Annotated in this window: 21 protein-coding genes and 1 pseudogene; 8 read left to right on the top strand and 14 right to left on the bottom strand. The window is 65.6% G+C overall.

Annotation, left to right across the window (positions count from 1 at the left end; genetic code table 11):
* Positions 1 to 55 precede the first annotated feature (55 nt).
* Together VVS03_RS07800 and VVS03_RS07795 are read right to left on the bottom strand one after the other, a co-directional pair.
* A complete protein-coding gene (locus VVS03_RS07800; protein ID WP_368520052.1) occupies positions 56 to 271 on the bottom strand; it encodes a cell division protein FtsW in 216 nt (71 codons plus the stop codon).
* Positions 272 to 378: 107 nt separating this feature from the next.
* On the bottom strand, positions 379 to 693 hold the full coding sequence (locus VVS03_RS07795) for a hypothetical protein (RefSeq protein WP_368534296.1): 315 nt from the start codon (positions 691 to 693) through the stop codon (positions 379 to 381).
* A 547-nt stretch (positions 694 to 1,240) separates the two neighbouring features.
* On the opposite strand from VVS03_RS07795, the gene VVS03_RS07790 reads away from it, so the two are divergent.
* Both VVS03_RS07790 and VVS03_RS07785 read left to right on the top strand, forming a co-directional pair.
* The gene (locus tag VVS03_RS07790) at positions 1,241 to 2,101 is read left to right on the top strand and encodes a bifunctional methylenetetrahydrofolate dehydrogenase/methenyltetrahydrofolate cyclohydrolase (RefSeq protein WP_368520054.1); all 861 of its coding nucleotides are present in this window, start codon (positions 1,241 to 1,243) and stop codon (positions 2,099 to 2,101) included.
* The gene (locus tag VVS03_RS07785) at positions 2,085 to 2,462 is read left to right on the top strand and encodes a DUF3017 domain-containing protein (RefSeq protein ID WP_368520055.1); all 378 of its coding nucleotides are present in this window, start codon (positions 2,085 to 2,087) and stop codon (positions 2,460 to 2,462) included. The genes VVS03_RS07790 and VVS03_RS07785 overlap by 17 nt, the downstream gene beginning before the upstream one ends.
* Before the next feature lie 9 nt (positions 2,463 to 2,471).
* On the opposite strand, the gene VVS03_RS07780 is transcribed toward VVS03_RS07785, so the two are convergent.
* The 3 genes from VVS03_RS07780 to VVS03_RS07770 form a co-directional block, all read right to left on the bottom strand.
* Positions 2,472 to 3,623: a homoserine O-acetyltransferase gene (locus tag VVS03_RS07780; RefSeq protein WP_368521337.1), complete on the bottom strand. Its 1,152-nt coding sequence runs from the start codon at positions 3,621 to 3,623 to the stop codon at positions 2,472 to 2,474.
* 118 nt (positions 3,624 to 3,741) lie between these two features.
* Entirely contained in the window at positions 3,742 to 5,073 is a 1,332-nt protein-coding gene (locus tag VVS03_RS07775) for an O-acetylhomoserine/O-acetylserine sulfhydrylase (RefSeq protein ID WP_368520057.1), read from the bottom strand.
* A 131-nt stretch (positions 5,074 to 5,204) separates the two neighbouring features.
* Complete coding sequence (locus VVS03_RS07770) at positions 5,205 to 5,414, bottom strand: hypothetical protein (RefSeq protein WP_368520058.1); 210 nt, start codon at positions 5,412 to 5,414, stop codon at positions 5,205 to 5,207.
* 357 nt (positions 5,415 to 5,771) lie between these two features.
* Between VVS03_RS07770 and VVS03_RS07765 the strand changes: the two genes are divergently transcribed.
* From VVS03_RS07765 to VVS03_RS07755, 3 genes are read left to right on the top strand one after another with little or no spacing between them, the layout of a single operon-like run.
* Positions 5,772 to 8,417 carry a nitric-oxide reductase large subunit gene (locus VVS03_RS07765; protein ID WP_368534297.1) on the top strand — a complete coding sequence of 882 codons (2,646 nt, stop codon included), beginning with the start codon at positions 5,772 to 5,774 and terminating at the stop codon, positions 8,415 to 8,417.
* A gap of 12 nt (positions 8,418 to 8,429) precedes the next feature.
* Positions 8,430 to 9,086, top strand: coding sequence for a hypothetical protein (locus tag VVS03_RS07760; RefSeq protein ID WP_368534327.1), 657 nt, complete (start codon positions 8,430 to 8,432; stop codon positions 9,084 to 9,086).
* Positions 9,086 to 9,895, top strand: coding sequence for an SPFH domain-containing protein (locus VVS03_RS07755; protein ID WP_368520060.1), 810 nt, complete (start codon positions 9,086 to 9,088; stop codon positions 9,893 to 9,895). Before VVS03_RS07760 ends, VVS03_RS07755 begins: the two co-directional genes overlap by 1 nt.
* Before the next feature lie 22 nt (positions 9,896 to 9,917).
* Here VVS03_RS07755 and VVS03_RS07750 read toward each other — a convergent pair whose 3' ends face one another.
* Entirely contained in the window at positions 9,918 to 11,252 is a 1,335-nt protein-coding gene (locus tag VVS03_RS07750) for a PLP-dependent aminotransferase family protein (protein WP_368534298.1), read from the bottom strand.
* A gap of 83 nt (positions 11,253 to 11,335) precedes the next feature.
* Between VVS03_RS07750 and pdxS the strand changes: the two genes are divergently transcribed.
* Together pdxS and pdxT are read left to right on the top strand one after the other, a co-directional pair.
* Entirely contained in the window at positions 11,336 to 12,268 is a 933-nt protein-coding gene (pdxS, locus tag VVS03_RS07745; RefSeq protein WP_368520062.1) for a pyridoxal 5'-phosphate synthase lyase subunit PdxS, read from the top strand.
* Positions 12,269 to 12,275: 7 nt separating this feature from the next.
* On the top strand, positions 12,276 to 12,875 hold the full coding sequence (pdxT, locus tag VVS03_RS07740; RefSeq protein ID WP_368534299.1) for a pyridoxal 5'-phosphate synthase glutaminase subunit PdxT: 600 nt from the start codon (positions 12,276 to 12,278) through the stop codon (positions 12,873 to 12,875).
* Here pdxT and VVS03_RS07735 read toward each other — a convergent pair.
* From VVS03_RS07735 to VVS03_RS07700, 8 genes and pseudogenes are all read right to left on the bottom strand, one after another.
* Positions 12,868 to 14,052: a trans-acting enoyl reductase family protein gene (locus VVS03_RS07735; protein ID WP_368521331.1), complete on the bottom strand. Its 1,185-nt coding sequence runs from the start codon at positions 14,050 to 14,052 to the stop codon at positions 12,868 to 12,870. The genes pdxT and VVS03_RS07735 overlap by 8 nt on opposite strands.
* 172 nt (positions 14,053 to 14,224) lie before the next feature.
* Entirely contained in the window at positions 14,225 to 16,441 is a 2,217-nt protein-coding gene (locus VVS03_RS07730; RefSeq protein ID WP_368534300.1) for an NADP-dependent isocitrate dehydrogenase, read from the bottom strand.
* Between the two features lie 88 nt (positions 16,442 to 16,529).
* Complete coding sequence (locus VVS03_RS07725) at positions 16,530 to 16,829, bottom strand: SIP domain-containing protein (RefSeq protein WP_368534669.1); 300 nt, start codon at positions 16,827 to 16,829, stop codon at positions 16,530 to 16,532.
* A 34-nt stretch (positions 16,830 to 16,863) separates the two neighbouring features.
* A pseudogene (locus VVS03_RS07720) lies at positions 16,864 to 17,493 on the bottom strand (siderophore-interacting protein); the annotation flags it as partial.
* A 70-nt stretch (positions 17,494 to 17,563) separates the two neighbouring features.
* Positions 17,564 to 18,370, bottom strand: a complete 807-nt coding sequence (locus tag VVS03_RS07715; RefSeq protein WP_368520067.1) for an ABC transporter ATP-binding protein — start codon at positions 18,368 to 18,370, stop codon at positions 17,564 to 17,566.
* Between the two features lie 24 nt (positions 18,371 to 18,394).
* Entirely contained in the window at positions 18,395 to 19,429 is a 1,035-nt protein-coding gene (locus tag VVS03_RS07710; protein ID WP_368534303.1) for a FecCD family ABC transporter permease, read from the bottom strand.
* Positions 19,426 to 20,421, bottom strand: a complete 996-nt coding sequence (locus tag VVS03_RS07705; protein ID WP_368534304.1) for a FecCD family ABC transporter permease — start codon at positions 20,419 to 20,421, stop codon at positions 19,426 to 19,428. The genes VVS03_RS07710 and VVS03_RS07705 overlap by 4 nt, the downstream gene beginning before the upstream one ends.
* Positions 20,411 to 21,535 carry an iron-siderophore ABC transporter substrate-binding protein gene (locus VVS03_RS07700; RefSeq protein ID WP_368534305.1) on the bottom strand — a complete coding sequence of 375 codons (1,125 nt, stop codon included), beginning with the start codon at positions 21,533 to 21,535 and terminating at the stop codon, positions 20,411 to 20,413. The genes VVS03_RS07705 and VVS03_RS07700 overlap by 11 nt, the downstream gene beginning before the upstream one ends.
* A 177-nt stretch (positions 21,536 to 21,712) precedes the next feature.
* Between VVS03_RS07700 and VVS03_RS07695 the strand changes: the two genes are divergently transcribed.
* Complete coding sequence (locus VVS03_RS07695) at positions 21,713 to 22,963, top strand: MFS transporter (RefSeq protein ID WP_368534306.1); 1,251 nt, start codon at positions 21,713 to 21,715, stop codon at positions 22,961 to 22,963.
* Positions 22,964 to 23,003: the final 40 nt, after the last annotated feature.

Here is a 23,003-nt window from a genome sequence, read left to right as displayed (position 1 = left end):
CAGAGGAAGGAGTCGCACCTCTTGTTCTCCCGCTGCCTTGAGAAACCGGTTTCTCTTATTCGCCGGTCCCGCGATTGTCGCGCTTTTTCCACCTGTGCCTACGCACAAGGAAAAACGGCAGGACCAGAAGGTAATAGAAGGCAAGGAATTGCGCCGAATAGCCCAATAATCCTTCCGAGCTCACCTCGCTCCACGAGACACCTTTTTCGTTGGGTGAAGCTACGCCGCGCCAGCCGGTCACTTGGCTGATGTAGAAACTTGCTACGACCATGGCTGGTAGGACAATAAAAGAGAACCATGCCGGTGGTACCCACGGTCCACCGTTACTGCTCGTTCTGTGCAGAGCACCGCCGAATCCCATCGAAGAAACCTTTCTACCTACATCTGTTCACTCAAAACGCAAGACCCTGCGTACAGGGCCAGTTTTGCTGCCCAAGCGACAGGGCCACCAATCGCTGAAATGCCGTAATCAAGAGCTGCGGTAGCGCCGTTCAAGGCAGCAACCTGAGTGATTTTCTCAGCTGCTTGGCTCCATTGTTTATCCTTGAGGAGTCGACCCATGGCTTGTGCGTCTTGGGGAGACATTGGTACGGGAGCGATATTCCAGACCACGCATTCAGCAAAGGAGCCTAAATCTCGGGTGGCAATGTCCGGCTGCTCTGGGTGGCTCTCTTGGGGGAGGGGCGTTTCCATGAACTCCGCTAGTGCATCGGCCTCTTGGGCAGATAATCCGTGTTTAGCGGCGTTTTCGTAATTTGGTTCCCATTGCCCCGTGGGTTGTTCAGAGACTACTTCGGTGAATACTGTTTCGAAACTCTCGGAAAGCTCTCGTGTGAGTTCTGCACTCTTGTCCGAATTAGTGTTGGCAACAGCCGGGGGTGTCTAAACTGGTTGATGTTGATCAGCAGCATGAGCGGAACTGACGGGTAGTAGCGTTACCGTCAGGGCAGCGATTACAGAAGCGAAAATTGGCCTTTTGGGGGGTGGAAGGCGTACCTTTCACCAAATCTCAACCTCTCTAGTTGGTTGCTTTACCTGTCGTAATTGAGCTCCAACGCATTGCTGTGAGTTCGATTGGTCGGAGCAACCAATAGTTTACATAAGAATTCAGCGTTTTCCAGTAGAGAAAAGTCACAATGAGGCCCTGGGGTCGGTGCCTACGCAAGAAACAGTGACGGTTTTGAGCTGCTTTGGGGTTGTTGCTGGGTCTTGGCTTACGCCTGCCACTAGGATATAAGCCATGGCTGCAACCAAACTAGACGGCAAACTGTACCGCGACGAGATTTTTGAAGACCTCAAGCAGCGTGTGGCTGCGCTCAAGGAGAAGGGGATTACTCCGGGCCTGGCCACCGTGCTGGTCGGTGAGGATCCCGGCTCCCAGTCCTATGTGAAGATGAAGCACCGCGACTGCGAGCAGCTGGGGATTAATTCCATCCGCAAGGATCTGCCGGCCGATATCAGCCAGGAGGACCTGGAAGCGGTCATCGATGAGCTGAACGAGGACCCGGCCTGCACCGGCTACATCGTGCAGCTGCCGCTGCCGAAGCACCTGGACGAAAACCGCATCCTCGAGCGCATCGACCCGGACAAGGACGCCGACGGCCTGCACCCGGTGAACCTGGGCAAGCTGGTGCTCAATGAGGACGCGCCGCTGCCGTGCACGCCGAACGGCTGCATCCACCTGCTGCGCCGCTTCGGGGTGGAGCTCGACGGGGCCAAGACCGTGGTCATCGGCCGCGGCGTGACCGTCGGCCGGCCCATCGGCCTGCTGCTGACCCGCCGCAGCGAGAACTCCACCGTGACCCTGTGTCACACCGGCACGAAGGACCTGGCGGCGGAGACCCGCGCGGCGGACGTTGTCATCGCCGCAGCCGGCAAGGCCCACATGCTGACCGCGGACATGATTAAGGAAGGCGCGGCCATCCTGGACGTGGGGGTTTCCCGCGTGGATGGCAAGCTGGCTGGCGACGTTGCTGACGACGTCTGGGATAAGGCCGGATTCGTCTCCCCGAACCCGGGTGGGGTGGGCCCGCTGACCCGCGCGTTCCTGGTGCGCAATATTGTCGAGCGGGCAGAAAAGGCTCATGGCCTCGCCGATTAATAAGGCGCAGGCCGCGTCCGCGCGGCCAGTCGCCGGGCTGGACAAGACCTCGCTGGATAATCCCCACGACCGGCACGTGGCGCCGTCCAAGCTGCCGGCCAAGGTGCAGTGGGCGATGATCGGGGCCTTCGTCGCCGTGGTGGTGCTCTCCGGGGTCTTTGCCCTGCTGGAGCACTGGCGCCGGGCGGCGTTTGCCTTAGGGGCGGCGATGCTCTGGCTGGTGGTCGTGCGCGCGACCTGCGACTCCCGCCGGGTCGGGGTCTTTTCGGTGCGCTCGCGCCGCTTCGACTGCATTTTCAGCGCGGTGGTGGGGGCCGCGCTAGTCTTCTTGGCCGTCTCCGTGGACGCGCTGGGCAGCTAGCGGTTTCAGTTAGATGGCGTAGTCGCCATCGGTCAGCCCGCCCGGCAGGTCGAGGCCGTCCGGGGCCGACAGCGTGAGGAAATTGCGCAGCACGCGGTCCATCTGGCGGGTCTCGGTCAAGAAGGCGTCGTGGCCGACGGGGGAGACGACCTTGGCCATGGCCAGGAGGTTGCCCAGGTTGCGCGAGAGGTGCTCCTGCTGGTGATAGGGGTACAAGATGTCGGTGTCGACGCCGACCACCATCGTCGGCACGGTCGACGAGGCCAGGGCCTTGTTTAAGCCCCCGCGGCCGCGGCCGACGTCGTGGCGGTTTAAGGATTCGGTCAGCGCGACGTAGGAGCCGGCGTCGAAGCGATCGACCAGCTTCTTTCCCTGGTATTCCAGGTAGGAGTTGACCGCGAATCGCTGGTCGCCGGCGCGGTAGGCGCCCAGGGGGTTCTCCCCGCGCTGGGCGGTGGTGCCGAAGCGCTCGTCGATCTCTTGCTCACCGCGGTAGGTCAGGTGCGCGATCCGGCGCGCGGCGGCCAGGCCGGCCTCCGGGGCTACCCCCAGCTCGTAGTAGTCGCCGCCGTGCCACTGCGGGTCGTTTTCGATGGAGGAAATCTGCGCGGACTGGATACCGATCTGCCACCCGGAGGCCCGCGCGGAGACCGCGATGACGCAGGCGGCGGTGAGCGATGCCGGGTACATGAGCGACCACTCCAGGGTCCGCGCCCCGCCCATGGAGCCGCCGATGACGGCGTGGACGGTGCTCAGTCCCAGGGCATCGATCAGCAGCTTTTCGGCCTGGACCTGGTCGCGGATGGACGCGGCCGGGAAGCGCGAGCCCCAGGCGCGGCCGTCCGGGTGCGGCGAGGACGGGCCGGTGGAGCCGCCGCAGCCGCCCAGGACGTTGGTGGCGATAACGCACCAGTGATCCGTGTCCAGCGCCCGGCCCGGGCCGATGAGCTCGCCCCACCAGTCCGTCACGTCCGAATCACCAGTCAGGGCGTGCTCGACGATGAGCACGTTGTTCACGCCGGCCGGATCCCCGCGGAAGCTGCCCCAGCGCTGGTAGGCGATTACCACGTCCGGGATCTCCGCGCCGGCCTCCGTGGTGACCGTTCCCACCGGAACGGTGGTGCGGCGACCGGGCGGGGCGAGGCGGGGAAATTCGGACATAATCAACTACTTCCTGAGCGTGGGGACAATCGGCGGCGAGTGCTTAGACCCAGTGCGGGTCGGGCGGGGTTGGGCTGCGCTGTGCAGTGCGGTGCAGCCCGGTGCAGCGCAGCAGGGTTTAGCCCAGCGCGGCGAAGCCCAGCTCGAGGTCGGCGATGATGTCCTTGACATCCTCGATACCCACCGAGAGTCGGATGGTGGACTGGGCAATGCCGGCCACGCGCAGGCCCTCCTCGTCGGACTGGGAGTGCGTGGTGGTTGCCGGGTGGACCACCAGGGAGCGGGTGTCGCCGATGTTGGCCAGGTTGGAGTGCAGGCGCAGGGCGTCGATGAACGTCCACGCCTCGTCCTTGCCGCCCTCGATGTCGAAGGAGAGCACCGAGCCGGTGTATTCCAGGCCCAGCTTTTCCTTGATCTTGCGGTAGGGGGAGGACTCCAGGCCGGCGTAGTTGACCTTGGTGACCTTGTCGTGGCCTTCCAGGTACTCGGCCACAGCCTGGGCGTTTTCGTTGTGGCGGCGGATGCGCAGGGTGAGGGTCTCTAGGCCGTTGAGTGTCAGCCAGGCGTTGAACGGGGAGATGGCCGCACCGGTGTCGCGCAGGATGCCGGCGCGGGCCTTCAGGGCAAATGCCGGGGCGCCCAGGTCCGCGTACTTGAGGCCGTGGTAGGCCGGATCCGGGGTGACGAAGCCGGGGAAGACCGGCTTTCCGTCGCGTTCGACGGTCCAGTCGAACTTGCCGCCGTCGACGAGGATGCCGCCCAGGGCGGAGCCGTTGCCGGTGTAGAACTTCGTGGTGGAGTTGACCACGATGTCCGCGCCCAGAGCCAGCGGGCGGACCAGGGCGACGGTGGCGATGGTGTTGTCCACGATGAGCGGGACGTTGGCGGCGTGGGCGACCTCGGCAATCGCCGGGATGTCCAGCACGTCGGCCGCCGGGTTGCCGAAGGTCTCGCCGTAGAGAGCCTTGGTGTTCGGCTGGATGGCCGCCTTCCAGGACTCCGGATCGTCCGGGTTGTCCACCAGGGTGAAGTCGATGCCCAGGCGCGGCAGGGTGACCGTGAAGAGGGTGGCGGTGCCGCCGTAGAGGTGCGGGGAGGCCACGATGTGGTCGCCGGCGCCGGCCAGCGTCAGGATGGCGGCGGTCTCGGCCGCCTGGCCGGAGGCGAAAGCCACGGCCGCCACGCCGCCCTCCAGGGAGGCGATGCGGTTTTCCAGCGCGTCCTGCGTCGGGTTGGTCAGGCGGGAGTAAATCGGGCCGGCATCGGACAGGCCAAAGCGGGCCGCGGCGTGCGCGGCGTTGTCGAAGACGTAGGACGTCGTCTGGTAAATCGGCAGGTTCCGGGCGTTGTTCTTGCCGTCCAGGTCCTGGCCCACGTGCAGCGCACGCGTGGCGATGTCCCAGTTAGCGAAGTTCGGGTTGGATTCGGTGTTGTCGTATTTCGTCGTCATGCCAGAAACCGTACTAAACCGCTCTGTCTATTACGAAGGACTTTCGGGAAACGTGCAGGTAATAGCGGGAATAAAAATAGACAAATCGGTCGGTTTCTTCAGTGTGGCCGCCTGGCGGGTGGGCTTTCAGTCTATTTGCGGCGTTTCTTGCGACCGCTGATGAGATACCAGCCGCCGAGGATGAGGCCGAAGAAAATGAGTGCCGCAGCAAGAAAGACCATGGCGACGACGACGGTCTGGTGGGGGTTATTGAGGAAGATCATCGACGTGATGGCGGCTAGGAAAATGGCGGCAAATAGCGTGATTAGCCAATTGCGTTTTGTGTGTTCCGTGAAAGACATATTTCAAATACTACGGGAAAAACCGGTTTAAATATCCCGTCGAAGACGGTGGTGTGTTCGAGATAACAGTCCGCGGTGGGCGTAGGGTTTGGTTGTTTTGTGGAAGGGGTGAAAGGGGTGAATATAGTGCTGAAATGTTGGTTTTTCCGGGCTGTTTCGTGGGGTTTGCGGGCTGGGGTAAGGCTTAGCTATTCAATCTTTTGAATGACTCGAAGAGTGGGGAAAACACTTTTTCGTCTATTTAAAACGGGAAAACCCGTAGATAATCGAAGGGAGGTTTCCGGCACAGTGCCGCCTTGTCGCAGCCAGACAACTGTCGTTCTGGAATGCGGGTAATCCGACAAAAGACGGGAAATTATGTCCTCTACAGTTGGCACGGACGATCGTCGTAGACCTGTCCTAAAAGTGAGCAACGTCTGGGTGCAAGGCGTCGCGCTGGTGATGATTTTTGGATTCTTGGTAATGGGTTTCTTGGCTTATCGCACCTACACAGCCTCGATGCCGCTTCCCGACAAAATCGTTTCCCAGTCCTCGGGGGAAACGATTCTCACGAAAGATGAAATCCTCAACGGTCAGGCGCTCTATCAGGCACGTGGCCTACAGCAATATGGCTCCGTCATGGGGCATGGTGCCTATCTCGGCCCGGACTACACCGCTGAATACCTGCGTATGTCGTTGGAAAAGGCGCGGGAGCTCAACGGCGAAAATGGAATTCCCGAGTTCGTCGATGACGCAGCAACTCCCGAGGAAGCCGTAAAAGAAGAATTTCGCGCTAACCGCTATGACCCCGAAACCGGGGTTCTCGAGTGGACCGATAACCAGATAGCGGCATTTGAGGCCGCGAAGGATTATTACGCCGAATACTTTGGTCCGCTTTCCAGCGAAAAGGGCTTGCCGTCGGAATTCATTACCGATCCGCAAGACATCAACAACCTGACCGGCTTCTTCGGCTGGACCGCCTGGGCCTCGGCGGCGGAGCGCCCGGGTCAAGACTATTCCTACACCAACAACTGGCCGGCAGAACCCCGCGTGGACAACGGCCCGACCGCAGACCTCGTAGTGTGGTCGGTGCTTTCCTTGATCGCGCTGATCGGTGGTACCGGCCTGATCTTCGCCATCTACGGACGCTGGTCGAAGTCTATTGGCTGGCACGCTGAGGAGACGCCTAATCTCGACTTCACCCAGCCGGGGGAAGTCGGGCTGACCAAATCCCAAAAGATTGTCGCCTGGTTCATCCTGGTGATTGCGGTACTGTTCCTTATCCAGGCCTTGTTGGGCGCAGCGTCGCAGCACTACCGAACAGAGCTCACGGGCTTCTTTGGAATCCCTTTGCAGGAATTGCTCCCGTACAACGTGTCCCGCACGTGGCACCTGCAGTTGTCGCTGCTCTGGACGGCCGGGGGACTGCTTGCTGCCGGCATCTTCTTGTCGTCATTCGTCGGCAAGAAAGAGCCGAAGGGACAGCACTGGTTGGTCTGGTTCCTGCTGGGGGCAATCGCGTTCGTCGTCTTTGGGTCCATGGCGTTTGAGTGGCTTTCTACGATGGGCTACATCGAAGAAGGAACTCTGTTCTCTCAGCAGTGGGAGTTCCTTGACCTGCCGCGGTTCTTCCAAATCCTGCTCACCATCGGCATGTTCGTGTGGATCGGGATCATCTTCCGGCAACTGCGCAGCCGGCTGAAAACTGAGCACAAATCCAACATGCCGTGGTTGTTCTTCTACGCGGGAATTGCCATCCCAGCGTTTTACGCAGTGGGTAACCTGGCGGGTTCGGAAACGCATATTTCGGTAGCGGAATTCTGGCGCTTCTGGGTCGTTCACCTGTGGGTGGAAGACTTCCTGGAACTATTCACGACGGTCATGGTCGCCTACGTCTTCGTCCTACTGGGCGTGATCCGCGAAAAGATTGCGTTGGGCATCATTTTCCTCGACGTGATCCTCTATTCCACCGGCGGCGTGCTAGGTACGATGCACCACCTGTACTTCTCCGGCACGCCGGTCGAGCACATGGCGCTGGGGGCCTTCTTCTCGGCAGCTGAGGTTGTGCCGCTGACCCTGCTGACCGTTGAGGCGTGGACCTTTATGCAGCTCGGCTCTCGCCAGCGCGCTTCCGGTGAGCGCCCGTTCCCGCACCGCTGGGCCGTTATGTTCCTCGTCGCCGTGGGCTTCTGGAACTTCCTCGGCGCCGGTATCTTCGGGTTCCTGGTCAACCTGCCGATCGTGTCCTACTACGAGATCGGCACCGCCCTGACCGCTAACCACGCCCACGGCGCCATGATGGGTGTGTACGGCTTCTTGGCTGTCGGACTATCCGTTTTCGCGCTGCGCTATCTGACGCCACCGGACAAGTGGTCGGAAAAGGGGATGGCCTGGGCCTTCTGGCTGCAGAACCTCGGGTTGCTGTGGATGGTAGTGATTTCCTTGCTGCCGCTAGGCATCCTCCAGCTCTATGAGTCCGTGGCATCTGGCTACGTGGAAGCTCGTTCCCTGGGCTATATCACCGAACCTGGCAACGCCATCATGGAGTGGCTGCGTATGCCTGGCGACGTCCTGTTCCTCGTCGGGATCATTCCGCTCTTGATCGCGGCGCTTCGGGGCGTGCTGTACAACAAGCACATTCCGACCGTCGATGAGCATCCTGCCGATCCGCTCTTCAGTATCGTCACTGCTGAGGAGGAAGAGTACGACGTCTCCCACGCGCTGGGAGCCTCTTCGTCGGTCGGGTTGGTATCCGGTGGCAAGGCGCGTGTTGATTCCCGCCGTGCCGGGAACAACGGTGGGCGTGTGGCCGGTCGACGTTATGGCTATATCGACGAGCGCGGTGCGTTTGTCGAAGAAGAATCTCCGGATTCCGGCCGCGGTGATTCTGCACCGACAGGCCCGTGGTCCCCTGGCTTTGAATCGAAGACCAACTGGGGCGGAAAGTACAACTCGAAGTGGGGCGGTACCTACCGGTCCGATTCGGTCCAAGACTCCGACCCCTCCGATGACACAAAGAACTAGGGCAGGGAAGTGATGGAAGCTCCTGGCATTTTCACCCTTCTAGCAGTGGTCTATGGGCTTTTCCTCGTGGCCATTGCTTGGGCCTTTGACGGCATGGCGAAGCAAACGTCGAACCGCACGATGGCGAACCGGGCGGGAACCTTTCGTTACCTGGAGGAACACGACGCCTGGCAGTGCCCCGAGGATCAGTGGCTGTGGCCGTCGAGCTTCGATCCCGAAAACCGCGTTATGCGGTACCGGGGAAACCCGACCGTCTGCAATACTTGTCCGGTCAAGGATTCCTGCACGGTGTCGCACCACGGCCGCGAGGTCACCCGCCAGCTAGACCCGTGGCCGCATTCTGATGCGGGGCGTTTCCACCGCGGGATTGCTCTAGCTGTCGCTGCCATGGGCTACCTACTACCGCTGTGCTCCTTGATTACCAACCATTCGCTGTCTGAGGTGTTAATCATCTTGGCTACCGTGCTGATTATTTCCGCACTTGGCGTGTACCCGCTGTCCCGGCATTTGTGGAGGACCCCGTCTAACGCGCCCAAGATCGTCGTGCCTGAGCTTGATAACCGTGAAGCTGAGCTGGCCGCACAGATCGACAGGTATGGGTCGAAGTACGGAAAGTCGAAATTCGCTTCGGGCCGCAAGAAGTCCGACATGGAAAGGGAAACTACCTAATGTCTGCTTTTGTATTCTGGCCGGTTGTCATTGGCATCGTTATAGCCTTGCTTGTGGCATTCGCCGCTTACTCGCTCAAGGTCATCAAGCAGTACGAACGCGGCGTGACTTTCCGCTTCGGGCACTTGCGGCCGCTGATGGAGCCTGGGCTGCACTTCCTGTGGCCGGGCATCGACAAGCTGGAGCGCGTGGACCAGAGGGTCGTGACTTTAACCATCCCGCCGCAGGAAATCATTACCAAGGACAACGTCTCCGTCCGGGTAAATGCGGTGGTCATGTTCGAGGTGACCGACTCAGTAAAGGCGGTGCTCGAAGTCGAGAACTACGCTGTGGCGACCTCCCAGATCGCGCAGACTACGCTGCGTACTCTCTTGGGCCGAGCGGATCTCGATGACCTGCTGGCGCACCGCGAGGAACTCAATGAAGACTTGGCCAACATCATCAATGGACAGACCAAGCGTTGGGGCGTGGTAACTCGCATCGTGGAGATCAAGGACGTCGAAATCCCAGAACTGATGCAGCGGGCCTTGGCGCGCGAGGCCGAGGCAGAGCGTGAACGCCGTGCCAAGGTGATTTCCGCCCACGGCGAATTGCAGTCCTCCCGGGAGCTGCGGGAAGCTGCTGACGAGTTGGGGAAGGCCCCAGCTGCCCTCCAACTGCGTTACCTGCAGACCGTGCTGGAGCTCGGGGCGGATCAGAATTCGACGATCGTCTTCCCTCTGCCCATCGACATCATGGGCGGCTTCATGGAGAGTCTGGGGACCTTTTCCAAGGGGTTCAAAGACGCCCACCAAAGCCAGCCCAAGTAACGGTGGGCGGGGCATCGCGGAGCTAATGTGCGGGGGATTGACCGAGAATCTCCTGAAAAACATGTAGGGCAGAAGCAAGCTCAGCGTCGCTCAAGTGCCCGAAGCCGATGACGATGCCGTTGTCGGCCGCCGTGCCGCCCCAGTAGTCGGTCAGGGCGGTCACCGCGAGGCCGCGCTCGGCGGCCGCGGCCACGACCTCGCGGGCAGGGCGGGTGCAGATGACCACGGCGTGCAGGCCGCCGCTGATGGGGCGCACGGCCGGGCCGAGCGCGGAGACCACCAGATCGCGGCGGCGCCGGTAGTCGCGCCGCACGCGCCCGGTGTGCCGGCGCAGCTCCCCGCTGGCCAGGAACTTCGCCAGGGCCGCCTGGGTGATGGCCGCCACCGGCTGCCCGGTGACCGCGCGCACCTGGCGGATGGGGGCGATGAGCCGGTCGGGGACCACCAGGTAGCCGCACGCGATGGAAGGCGAGATTACCGAGGAGAACGTGCCCAGCAGGACGGCCTGTTCCGGGCCCAGCGCGGCCAGGGCCGGCAGTGGCTGGCCGGCGTAGCGCAGCTCCGAGTCGAAGTCGTCCTCGACCAGGAGGACGTCGTGGCGGCGGGCGAAGGCGACCAGCTCGGTCCGGCGGGCGGCCGGCAGGGAGCCGCCGTAGGGGTACTGGTGGCTCGGGGTGATAAGCGCCAGGTCGAGCCCCCCGGCGGGGATGTGCTCGGGCACCCGCAGGCCGTAGTCGTCGGTGGGCAGTTCCACGAGCGCGTGGCCCAGGGCCGGCGGGATCTGGCGCAGGCTGGGATACCCCGGGGATTCCACGCCGACGCGCAGGCGCCCGCCCACCGCGCGCAGCAGGAGGCCCAAGCCCTCGCGGGCCCCGGCGGTGACCATGATACGGGCCGGATCCACGTTGAGCCCGCGCATGTGGCGCAGGTGCGCGGCGATCTCCCGGCGCAGCTCCGCTAGGCCGTCCGGCGCCTGCTCGGTGAGACGGCTGGCATCGGCCGCCGCGGTGCGCCACGCCGCTCGCCAGGCGGGGGTGATAAGGCGCGCGGTATCCGGTAGCCCCGGGGTCAGCTGCAGCAGCGCGGCCTTTTCCTCGGGCGCTGGCTGCGCGGGGGCGGGCCGCGGGGGAGCGGGGCTTATATCCGGGTGCACGCGGGTGCCGGAGCCGTGCTGGCCGAGTAGGTATCCCTCCGCGATGAGTTGCTCGTAGGCGGTGACCACGCTGCCCCTGGCTACCCCCAGTCGGTGGGCCAGGGCGCGGGTGGACGGCAGCTTCTCGTTCGGCCGGTAGACGCCGTGGGTGATCTGCTCACGCAGCTCAGCGGCGATCCGGGCGGGCAGGGGCAGGGTGTGCATAAAAATCCATAGTAAGTGGTCCAATTCAACACGCCAAAAGTGGCTCTTGTCATAAACCACTTTAGCGGGGTTGGATGTAGTCCATGACTGAAACCCAGAAGAACGCTAACCAGAACGCGCAGGCCCCGGCCGGCGCCCAGACCGCCACCACCCGCGTCAAGCGCGGCCTTGCCGACATGCTCAAGGGCGGCGTCATCATGGACGTGGTGACCCCGGAGCAGGCCAAGATCGCTGAGGACGCCGGCGCCAGCGCCGTCATGGCGCTCGAGCGCGTGCCCGCCGATATCCGCGCCCAGGGCGGGGTGGCCCGCATGTCCGACCCGGACCTTATTGACGGCATCGTCAATGCCGTGTCCATCCCGGTGATGGCCAAGTCGCGCATCGGCCACTTCGTCGAGGCCCAGATCCTGGCGGAGCTGGGCGTGGACTTCATCGACGAGTCCGAGGTGCTCTCCCCGGCGGATTACACCAACCACATCAACAAGTGGGACTTCGACGTCCCCTTCGTCTGCGGTGCCACCAACCTGGGCGAGGCCCTGCGGCGTATCACCGAGGGCGCGGCCATGATCCGCTCCAAGGGTGAGGCCGGCACCGGGGACGTCTCCGAGGCCGTGCGCCACCTGCGCACCATCAAGGGCGAAATCGCCCGCCTGCGCAACCTGGACCGCGACGAGCTCTACGTCGCCGCCAAGGAGCTGCAGGCCCCCTACGACCTGGTCGCCGAGGTCGCCGAGACCGGATCCCTGCCGGTGGTCCTCTTCGTCGCAGGCGGCGTGGCCACCCCGGCCGATGCCGCCCTGGTCCGCCAGATGGGCGCCGAAGGTGTCTTCGTCGGCTCCGGCATCTTCAAGTCCGGCGAGCCGGCCAAGCGCGCCGCCGCCATCGTCAAGGCCGCCACCGCCTACGACGACCCGGCAGTGCTGGCCGAGGTCTCCCGCAACCTGGGCGAGGCCATGGTCGGCCTGAACGTCGCCGACGTCCCGGCCCCGCACCGCCTGGCCGAGCGCGGCTGGTAAGCCCCACATGCGCATTGGCGTATTTGCCCTGCAAGGCGGGGTGGAAGAACATCTAGAAATCCTGGGCGGCCTTGGGGCCGAGACCCGCCGGGTGCGGATGCCGCGGGACCTGGACGGCCTCGACGGGATAGTCATCCCCGGCGGCGAGTCCACCGTCATCGACAAGCTGGCCCGCACCTTCGGCCTGGCAGGTCCGCTGGCTGAGGCCATAGGCGGCGGCCTGCCCACCCTGGCCACCTGCGCCGGGCTCATCTACTGTGCCCGGGACCTGGACAACCCCGCCCCGGGGCAGCAGACCCTGGGGGTGCTGGACGTGACCGTGCGCCGCAACGCGTTCGGCTCCCAGCGCCACTCCGCGGAGCAGGCGGTGCCCGTCGGCGCGGACCTGACCGTCGACGCCAGCTTCATCCGCGCGCCGATTGTCACCCGCGTGGGCGAGGGAGTGGAGGTGCTCTCCCGCGTGCCCGGGCCGGACGGCGAACCCGCCATCGTGGGCGTGCGCGCCGGGGCCGTCACCGCGCTGAGCTTCCACCCGGAAGAAAACGGCGATGACCGAGTACATGCGGCCTGGCTGCGGGCCGCAGTGTTAGTCGGGCACTCTAGCTAAAACGCATGCCGTGGGCCTGCAGTGCGCGCAGGTACGGCCGGCCCAGGCCGGTGGCCGGCGTGAGCACGCCGCTGGTCTCGGGCAGATCCGCGGGCTGGGTGGCCAGCGTGACGGCCGCCTCGGCCAGCATCATCGCGGTGGTCTTGTACCCGGGATCGCCCTCGGCGGCCACGCGGGAGGTGTGCAGCGCGCCGTCGGTGGTCAGCCCCGTGTGGGAGATGACGAAGCCGCCGGCGTCGATGTCCTTTGGGCCCTCGCCCGGCTCTGGAATGAAGCGGGACAGCGGCCGGCGCAGCTTGTCCACCATAATGATGGCGAAGCCGGCGGCGGTCGCGGCCTTGAGCAGGTGCGCCTTGATCTTGCCGGCAAGGCCCGTGCCCGTGGGGATGACCTCGCGGTAGCGCATGGGCCCGTAGGCGTGCCCCAGCAGGGAGTTGCTGCGGCGGACCACGCGGGTGTTGAACATGGCCATGAAAAACGGCCCGGCCCACTGCTGCAGCAGCTTGTCGAAATCGACCACCAGGTCCGGCTCGGGCCCCAGATCCGGCTCTTGCTTGTGATCCGGGGACAGCGAATGCGGGCTGTGCAGGATGGCCCCGCCCTTGGGCATGTCCTTGGCGTCCTTGCTGACCGCGCGCATCGAGTCGATGGTGCCGCCGGACAGCCCGCCCTGGAGGTGCTCGACCGCCATGGTCACCTCCGCGAACTCCGGGTAGCCGGCGGAGCTAAACAGGTGGAACATGCCCATATCGGAGGGCACGGAGTCGAACCCGCACGAGGGCACGATCTTCGCCCCGGTTTCCTGGGCGGTGGCGTGCCACTGGTCGATGGTGCGGCGGATGAACAGGGCCTCGCCGCACAGGTCCACGTAGTGGGTCCCATACTGGGCGCAGGCGCGCACGACCTCGTCGCCGTAGCGGGTATATGGCCCCACCGTCGAGATCAGCACCGCGGTGCGCTGGACCAGGGCATCGATAGCCGCGGCGTCCTTCGCGTCGGCGACGATGGCCTCCACCCCCAGGTCCAACGCGGCGAGCTTGTCCGCGTTGCGGCCGGCCACGGCGATCTTCAGCTCCGGGTGGTGGTCCACCAGGTAGCGCGCGGTGGTGGTGCCGACAAAGCTGGTCGCGCCGAACAGGACGATGTCGAATTCACGGTCGTGGGTGCCTTTATCCATGCCCTTCAGGATAACGGCAAAGCCGGCTTCCCGGCGGGAAACCGTCCTGGGACTCCGGCGCCGCTTGGGGCGGGAAGCTGGGCGACCGGGTTTCCCGCCCCAAGGCATGCGAAAAGCCCCGGGGAAATCCCGGGGCTTAGTGCGCGCTAGGCGGAGAAGGCGAAGTGGTTCCCTAAGCCTTCAGGCCGTCGATGATCTGGTTGTACTTGTCGACCGGGCGCATGACGGAGGTGGCCTTGGCCTCGTCCGGCAGGTAGTAGCCGCCCAGATCCGCCGGGGAGCCCTGAATGTCCAGCAGGGCCTGGGCGATCTCGTCGGCCTGCTCGTTCAGTTCCTTGGCGACGGCGGCGAACTTCTCAACCAGCTCGGAGTCGTCGGACTGGTTAGCCAGCTCGTCGGCCCAGAAGGCGGCCAGGAAGAAGTGGGAGCCGCGGTTGTCGATCTCGCCGACCTTGCGGGACGGGGACTTGCCCTCGTTCAGCAGGCGCTCGGTGGCGCGGTCCAGGGCGGCGGCCAGGACGCCGGCCTTCTCGTTGCCGTTGCACTGCTGCTCGTGGCGGAAGGACTCGGCCAGGGCCAGGAACTCGCCCAGGGAGTCCCAACGCAGGTGGTTTTCCTCCTCGACCTGCTGGACGTGCTTCGGGGCGGAGCCGCCCGCACCGGTCTCGAAGAGGCCGCCGCCGGACATCAGCGGGACGACGGAGAGCATCTTGGCGGAGGTGCCCAGCTCCAGGATGGGGAAGAGGTCGGTGTTGTAGTCACGCAGGACGTTACCGGTCACGGAGATGGTGTCCTCGCCGCGGCGGATGCGCTCCACGGAGGTCTTGGTGGCGGCCACCGGATCCATGATCTCGATGTCCAGGCCCTCGGTGTCGTGGTCGCCCAGGTACTTCTCCACCAGGGAGATCAGGTTGGCGTCGTGGCCGCGCTCCGGGTCCAGCCAGAAGATGGTCTTCATGCCGGACAGGCGGGCGCGGTTGACGGCCAGCTTGACCCAGTCCTGGATCGGGGCGTCCTTGGTCTGGCAGGCGCGCCAGATGTCGCCAGCCTCGACGTCGTGGGAGATGAGTACGTCGCCGGCGGAGTTGACGACCTCGATCTTGCCGTCGGCCGGGGACTTGAAGGTCTTGTTGTGGGAGCCGTACTCCTCGGCCTTCTGGGCCATCAGGCCGACGTTCGGGACGGTACCCATGGTGGTCGGGTCGAAGGCGCCGTTGGCCTTGCAGTCCTCGATGACGGCCTGGTAGACGCCGGCGTAGGAGGAATCGGGGATGACGGCCAGGGTGTCCTGCTCCTCATCGTTCTTGTTCCACATGTGGCCGGAGGTGCGGATCATGGCCGGCATGGAGGCGTCGATGATGACGTCGGAGGGCACGTGCAGGTTGGAAATGCCCTTGTGGGAGTTGACCATGGCCAGGTCCGGGCCGGCCTCGTAGGCGGCGTCGAAAGCGGCCTTGATCTCTGCGCCGTTGTCCAGCTTCTCCAGGCCGTCGTAGATGGCGCCCAGGCCGTTCTCGCCGTTCAGGCCGGCGGCCAGCAGCTCCTCGCCGTACTTGTCGTAGACGTCGGCGAAGAAGGCGCGCACCACGTGGCCGAAGATGATCGGGTCGGAGACCTTCATCATGGTGGCCTTCAGGTGCGCGGAGAAGAGCACGCCCTCTTCCTTGGCGCGCGCGACCTGGGCGCGCAGGAACTCGTCCAGGGCCTTGGCGGACATGAAGGTGCCGTCGATGACCTCCTTGTCCTGGACCTTCAGGCCGTCGAGCAGGACGGTCTCAGTGCCATCCGCGGCGGTGTGCTTGATGGTCAGGGAGTCCTCGCCGTCGATGATGACGGACTTCTCGTTGTGGCGGAAGTCGCCGTCGGACATGGTGGCGACGTTGGTCTTGGAATCAGCGGACCACTCGCCCATGCGGTGCGGGTGCTTCTTGACGAAGTTCTTCACGGCCTCCGGGGCGCGGCGGTCGGAGTTGCCCTCACGCAGTACCGGGTTCACGGCGGAGCCCTTGACGGAGTCGTAGCGGACGGCGATGTCCTTTTCTTCGTCGGTGGACGGGTTGTCCGGGTAGTCCGGCAGGTTGTAGCCGGCGGCCTGCAGCTCCGCGATGGCCTTCTTCAGCTGGACCAGGGAGGCGGAGATGTTCGGCAGCTTGATGATGTTGGCTTCCGGGCGCTTGGCCAGGGCACCGAGCTGGGCCAGGGCGTCGTCCTGCTTCTGCTCGTCGGTCAGGCGCTCCGGGAACTGGGCGACAATGCGGCCAGCCAGGGAGATATCCGCGGTCTCGACGTCGATCCCAGCGGTGGAGGCGAATGCCTCGACGACCGGCTTGAACGAGTAGGTCGCCAGCAGCGGCGCTTCGTCGGTGCGAGTCCACATGATTTTAGCCAAGGTAAGTATCTCCTCTTGCGTAGTGTCGATTAACTAAAGTACAGCTTGGACCAGTTTACCCCGCCCCAGCGCCGAATTCTATGGATTTTTAGGAACCCGCCCGGCCCAGGCGCCAGTACCCCATAAAAGACACCTGCCGGCGGTCGATGCCGCATTCCTTCACCAAGTAGCGCCGCATGCCGGTCACCACGCCCGATTCCCCGGCGATCCAGTAATAATCGCGCAATGCCGGACCCGCGGGCGGGAGGGTCTCGCCCGATGACGAAAATTGGGGGGGTCTCCCACACCAGGGCGGCGCCCCCGTCGGACTCAGCGGCGTCACGAGCTTTTCCCGCGGGAGCCGGCTTGGCTGCCGATGTAGTCTTTTCTGCCTCGCCTGCCGCAGCATCTGCCGACCCCGCGGTGACCGCCTCCCGCAGCGCGTCGGTGAGCAGGCTCCCGCGCGCGGCGTTGTCCCGGACCTGCCACGTCAGCTCCACCCGGTCGGGCAGCGCGATGTCGCGGGCCTGGGCCTCGGCATCGGCGGCATCGGGCACTTCGATGAAGGCGTGGCCGGCCAGCCCTTCGGGCCACTCGTCGAGGATGCGGGCGATGGCGGGCAGGGCGGTCTCGTCGCCGAAGAGCAGGGCGCGCTCGCTGCTGCCGGGTTGGAATTCGATGCCGGCGCCGGTGGAATCATCCGCCGTCGGCCCGATCAGCCACAGCGTATCGCCGGGCTGGCAGGACTCGGCCCACGCGGAGGCCGGGCCGGGGTTGGCGCCGGCGTGCAGGGCGAAGTCAATATCGACCTCGTCGCCGCGGCGGGCGCGAATGGAATAGGTGCGCATGTCCCCGCGCACGCGGGGATCGAGGCCGCGCCAGGTGGCGAACCAATCCGCCGCGCCCGCGAAACCGGTCAGCGGCTCGGGGCCGGGGATGATGAGCTTGATGCGCAGGTCTCGGATCGGCCCGGCCGGGCCCATGTCCGCCAGCCCGGACAAGGTCACGCGCTGGAAGTTGGGGCTAATGCGCTGGCTGGCCCGGACCCGGGCGAGGAAGGGCAGAAATGGCATGGGGTAGACCTCTAAGAATCTCGATGGAGTCGATGGGGTAGTGGAGTAGGCGGAGTGGGACTAGTGCTGTCTAGCGCGGTTGCTCTTTGACGTGGTGCCGGCCCATGGGCATGACGGCCGGCGTACCGGAGACCGGGTCGGTGATGACCTGGCAGTCGATGCCGAAGACGTGCCGGACGGCGTCGGGGGTAATGACCTCCGCGGGCGCGCCGTGGGCGTAGATGTCGCCGCCGGAGACCGCCACCAGCTCGTCCGAATATCGGGCGGCGAGGTTGAGGTCGTGGAGGACCATGACGATGGTGGTGCCGTTGTCCCGGTTGAGGTCGGTGAGCAGGTCGAGGACCTCGAGCTGGTGCTTGACGTCGAGGTAGGTGGTCGGCTCGTCCAGCAGGAGGATGCCGGTGCGCTGCGCCAGGGCCATGGCGATCCAGACGCGCTGGCGCTGCCCGCCGGAAAGCTCGTCGACGGCGCGCTCGGCCAGCGCGGCGGTGCCGGTGGCCTCCAGGGACTCGGCGACTACCCGGTAGTCCTCCTGCGACCAGCGGCCGAGCAGCCCCTGGTGCGGGGTGCGCCCGCGGCCCACGAGATCGGCCACGATGATCCCGTCCGGGGCGACCGGCGACTGCGGCAGCAGGCCCAGCTGCCGGGCCAGCTGCTTGGTGGGCAGGGAGCTGATGTCGTGCCCGTCTAAGCACACCTGCCCGGAGGTCGGCGCCAGCAGCCGGGACAGGCAGCGCAACAGGGTGGACTTGCCGCAGCCGTTGGGGCCGACGATGGAGGTAATCGCGCCGGGGGTGAGTGTGACCTCGAGGCCGTCCAGGATGGTGCCGTGCCCGTAATCGAGGCGGAGGTCGCGGGCGTGTAATTGACCGGTCATGACTTTCCTAACGCAGGGATCGGTTTAGCGGTGGGATCGGATGAGAACGAGGATTAAGAAGGGCGCGCCCAGCACGCCGGTGATAACGCCGACTGGGTAGCGGGTGCCGAAGAAAAGCTGGCCCGCTAGGTCCGCGGCCAGCACCAGTACCGCGCCGACTAAGGCGGCGGGCCCCAGCACGGGGAAGCCGCGCGGGATCAGCCAGCGGGCGATAGGCCCGGACATGAAGGCCAGGAACGCGATGGGGCCGGTGGCCGCGGTGGCCACGGAAATCAGCGTGACCGCGCCCAGGATGAGCAGCACGCGCGAGAGGTTGACGCGCAGGCCGAAGCCAATGGCTAGCTCGTCGTTCAAGGCCAGCAGGTTGAGCACGTGGGAGAGCACCAGCATGCCGGGGGCGACGACGGCGACCACGACCAGCAGGGGCAGGCCGCGCTCCCAGCTCATGTTGTTGAGGGAGCCGGTGATCCAGCGGGTGGCGGTGTTCAGATCCCACGCGGCGGCCTGGGACAGCGCGTAGTTGACCCAGGCCTGGAGGAGGGCGGCGAAGCCGATGCCGACGAGGATCAGGCGCGTGCCCGAAAAGCCCGACTTCAGGCTGGTGAGGTAGATGATGAGCGCGACCGCCAGCGAGGCCACCAGCGCGAGGGCGGAGGTGGCCGTCTGCGACAGGTGCAGGAAGGTGATCGCGGTGACCCCGGCGGCCGAGGCCCCGGCGGAGATGCCGATGATGTCCGGGGAGGCCAGCTGGTTGCGTAGCAGGGTCTGGAAGGTGGCGCCGCCGATGCCGAAGGCGATCCCGGCCGCGACCGCCGCGGTAGCCCGCGGCAGGCGCAGGTCACCGACGGTGAAGGAAGCGCCCGGGACCGTCTGCCCGCGCAGAACGCCCAAAACCTCGCTGGCAGAGTAGGTGGTCTCACCCACCATGAGGGTTATCCACCACAGGGCGAGCACGGCGATGCCCAGTAGCGTCAGGGTCACGGCGTAGCGGGCCCGCCGGCGGTTGCGCTGGGCGCGCAGCCGCTCGGCGCTGAGCGCGGGGGAAGGAAGCGTTGTCATGCGAGTTCACGCACCTTGACTTGGCGGACAATCCAGATGAACAGCGGGGCGCCGAGGAGCGGGGTGATGATGCCGACGGCGAGTTCCTCCGGGCGGATGATAAGCCGGCCCACGGTATCGGCCACCGTCAGCAGCACGCCTCCGGCCAGGGCCGTCGCGGGCACCAGCCAGCGGTTGTCGGGGCCCATCAGCAGCCGCATGACGTGCGGGACGATGAGGCCGACGAAGCTGACCGGCCCGGCTAGGGCCGTGGCGGTGCCGCACAGAATGACGGCGCCGACGGTGGCCAGCAGGCGGGTGCGCAGCACCTTGACGCTGAGCCCCGTGGCCACGTCGTCGCCAAGCGCCAAGGCGTTCAGCCCGCCCGTGTGTACCACGACGATCAGCAGGCCCAGCACCAGCAGCGGGCCCGCTATCCCGAGCAGGTCCCACTGGGCGCCGCCCACGGAACCGATCTGCCAGAAGCGGAAGCGGTCCATGACGTCGGTGCGCGGCAGCAGGATGGCGCTGACCAGCCCGGAGCAGGCCGCCGCGGTGGCCGCCCCGGCCAGGGCGAGCTTGAGCGGGGTGGCTCCACCACGCCCCAAAGAGCCGACCACGTAGACGAAGACGGCGGCGGCGAAAGCGCCCACGATGGCCACCACCATGGTGCCGAGCGCGCTCGCCAGCCCGCCGAAGGCGATGCCGATGACGACGGCCAAGGACGCGCCGGACAAAACCCCGAAGATCCCCGGATCGGCCAACGGGTTGCGGGTGACGGCCTGCAGGGTGGTGCCGCTGACGGCGAGGGCCGCCCCCACCACCAGCGCCATGACCGTGCGCGGCAGGCGGGTATAGGCCACCGCCTGCTCCGGGGTGGCGGACAGGCCGCGGAGGGCGTCGAGGGCGTCGGCGACGCCGATGGAACGGGCCCCGAACATGACGGAGCTGACCGCCGCCGCGACGGCGGCGAGGATCAGCAGGGCGACAACAGCGGAATTTCTAATCTTCAACGGCGTCGTTCAGAATTCGGAAGTAATCGTCGATGGTCTGGGGCAGGGCCAGCGGGGACTCGTTAGCAGCCGCTCCTAGCGGGCCGTCGGGCAGCAGGGCGATGCGGCCGTCGCGGACGGCGGGGATCTTCGACAGCAGTGGATCCTTCTGCATGTCCTCGATGGCCTTGGCGTCTTCGTCCGCGTTGCCGGAGGAGTAGGCGATGAGGAAGTCGACGTCCTCGAACTGCTCGGGGTTTTCGGCCGAGACTTCTTCCCAGAAGCTCTCGGTGTTCTCCGAGTGATCCTTGACGATCTGCGGGGCCTCGAAACCGTGGTCCACGAGGAAGCCCATGCGGGTATCCCCGGTGGTGTAGAAGCCGATCTTCGACTTGTCGGACGCGCCCCCGAAGGCGGTGAACAGCGGCTTGGTCCCCCCGAGCTTCGGGTACTTCTCGAGCGCGGCGTCGACCTGCGACTCCAGATCCTCCAGGAGCTCGCGGCCCTGGTCAGGCTTGCCGAGTGCCTGGGAGTTCAGGGTGACCATGTCCTCCAGCGAAGTCGCCCAGGGGATGTCGGGGTAGGCGACCACCGGGGCGATCTTGGACAAGGTCTCGTAGTCCTCCCGGGTCAGGCCGGAGTAGGCGGCCAGGATGACGTCCGGCTGGGTGTCGGCGACCTGCTCGAAGGGGATGCCGTCGGTCTCGTCGAAGAGCGCGGGCTGCTCGCCGCCGAGCTCGTCGATCTTGTCCTTGACCCAGGGCATCATGCCGTCGTTGTCGTCGTCGCCCCAGGTCACCTTGGCCATGCCGACGAGCACGATGCCGAGGGCGAGCGGGACCTCCTGGTTGGACCAGCCGACGGTGGCCACGCGCTGCGGCGCGTGCTCGATGGTGGTCTCGCCGAAGGCGTGGGTCACGGTGGTGGGGAACTGCGCCGCGTCGGCGTCGTTGGCCGCGCTCTCCCCGGAGGCTGAATTGGTCGACGAGTCGCTGCCGGCCTCATCGCTGGAACAGGCCGCCAGCCCGAAGGATAGGCAGGCGGCGGTGGCGATGGCTGCGGCGGTGCGGGCGGCACGGCCGGGGCCGGTGAGGCCGCGGCGACGGGCGGCAGAGGGGAGATGAGATTTGCTCATGTCAGGGAACCTCCTAGGTGGGGCTTGCTTAGGGTTACCTACTTTAGCGGTATGGGCCGGGTGCGCCCTAGTCACGCCTAGGTGATGTGCGTCACCGGTTGCGCGTGCGCGTTGGAAAGTTCACGGGAATATGGCGCTGACGTGCGAATATATTTGTCGCGGCGTACTCTGAGCCCGATGCGCAACCAATCAGAACCCCAGAAGCGACAGCCCGGGCGGGCCCTGCGCCGCCAGCCGAAGCCGCGGCAGACCGAGATCTCCGAGCTCCGCCGCCGCGTGGTTATGGTCGCACTGGCGCTGGGTGGATTCGGGATCGGCACCACGGAGTTCGTCTCCATGGGCCTGCTACCGCTCATCGCGGACGACTTCGGCATCACCGAGGACCAGGCCGGCCACGCCATCTCCGCGTACGCGCTGGGTGTGGTGGTCGGCGCGCCGCTGATTACCGCGGTCACCGGCCGCACGCCGCGCCGCCGGCTGCTGATCCTGCTGATGATCGCCTTCACTCTGGGCAACGCCCTGTCCGTGGTGGCTGCCAACTACCCGCAGCTGCTGGGCGCCCGCTTCATCGCGGGCCTGCCACACGGCGCGTATTTCTCCGTCGCCGGCCTAGCCGCGGCCTCGATGGCCCCGGCCGGCAAACGCGGCAAGGCCGTGGCCCTGGTGGGCATGGGGCTGTCCGTGGCGACCGTGGCCGGCGTGCCCGCCGCCCAGGCGCTCGGCGTGGCGGCCGGCTGGCACGCGGCCTACCTCCTGGTCGCGCTCATCGGCGTGGCCACCCTGGTGGCCCTGTGGTTCCTCATGCCGCACATGACCCGCATGTCGGCCACGTCCGTGCGCACTGAGCTGGGCGCCTTCGGCCGCAGCCAGGTCTGGCTGACGCTGGCGATGGGCACCGTCGGCTTCGGTGGCATGTTCGCGGTCTATACCTATATCTCTTGGACCATGACCGAGCGCGCCGGCCTAGACCCGTCGCTCATCTGGTTGGTGCTGATGGCCTACGGCATAGGCAACGTGGCCGGCAATTATTTCGGCGGCACCCTGGCCGACCGCAACCTGGAAAAGGGCATCCTGTTCTCGCTGGTGATGATCGCCGTCGTGCTCGTGGCTTTCTACTTCACCTCCCAGTCGCCGGTGCTAGGCGTGCTGAACTTCGGCATCATCGGCTTTTTTGGCTCCTCCCTGGTGCCCTCGCTGCAGATCCGGCTCATGGACGTCGCTGGCGATGCCCAAACGCTCGCCGCCGCGCTCAACCACTCCGCGCTTAACCTGGCCAACGCCTCCGGCGCCGCGCTGGGCGGGGCCGTGGTCGGTGCGGGCCTCGGCTACGCCAGCCCGGCCCTGGCCGGCGCGGGCCTAGCGGTTAGCGCCATCGTCATCTGGTTCATCACCCAGGCCGCCAAGGCCCGCGCCGCGAAAACCCGCTAGCTTACAGGCCTGCTACGGCCTTCCCAAGCGCAGTCCGGCT

Origin of the sequence: Corynebacterium sp. LK2537, assembly GCF_040946485.1 — a bacterium.
Taxonomy (GTDB): domain Bacteria; phylum Actinomycetota; class Actinomycetes; order Mycobacteriales; family Mycobacteriaceae; genus Corynebacterium.
The sequence above is the reverse complement of the archived record's forward strand: the minus strand, read 5'-3'. Positions and strand labels throughout refer to the sequence as shown.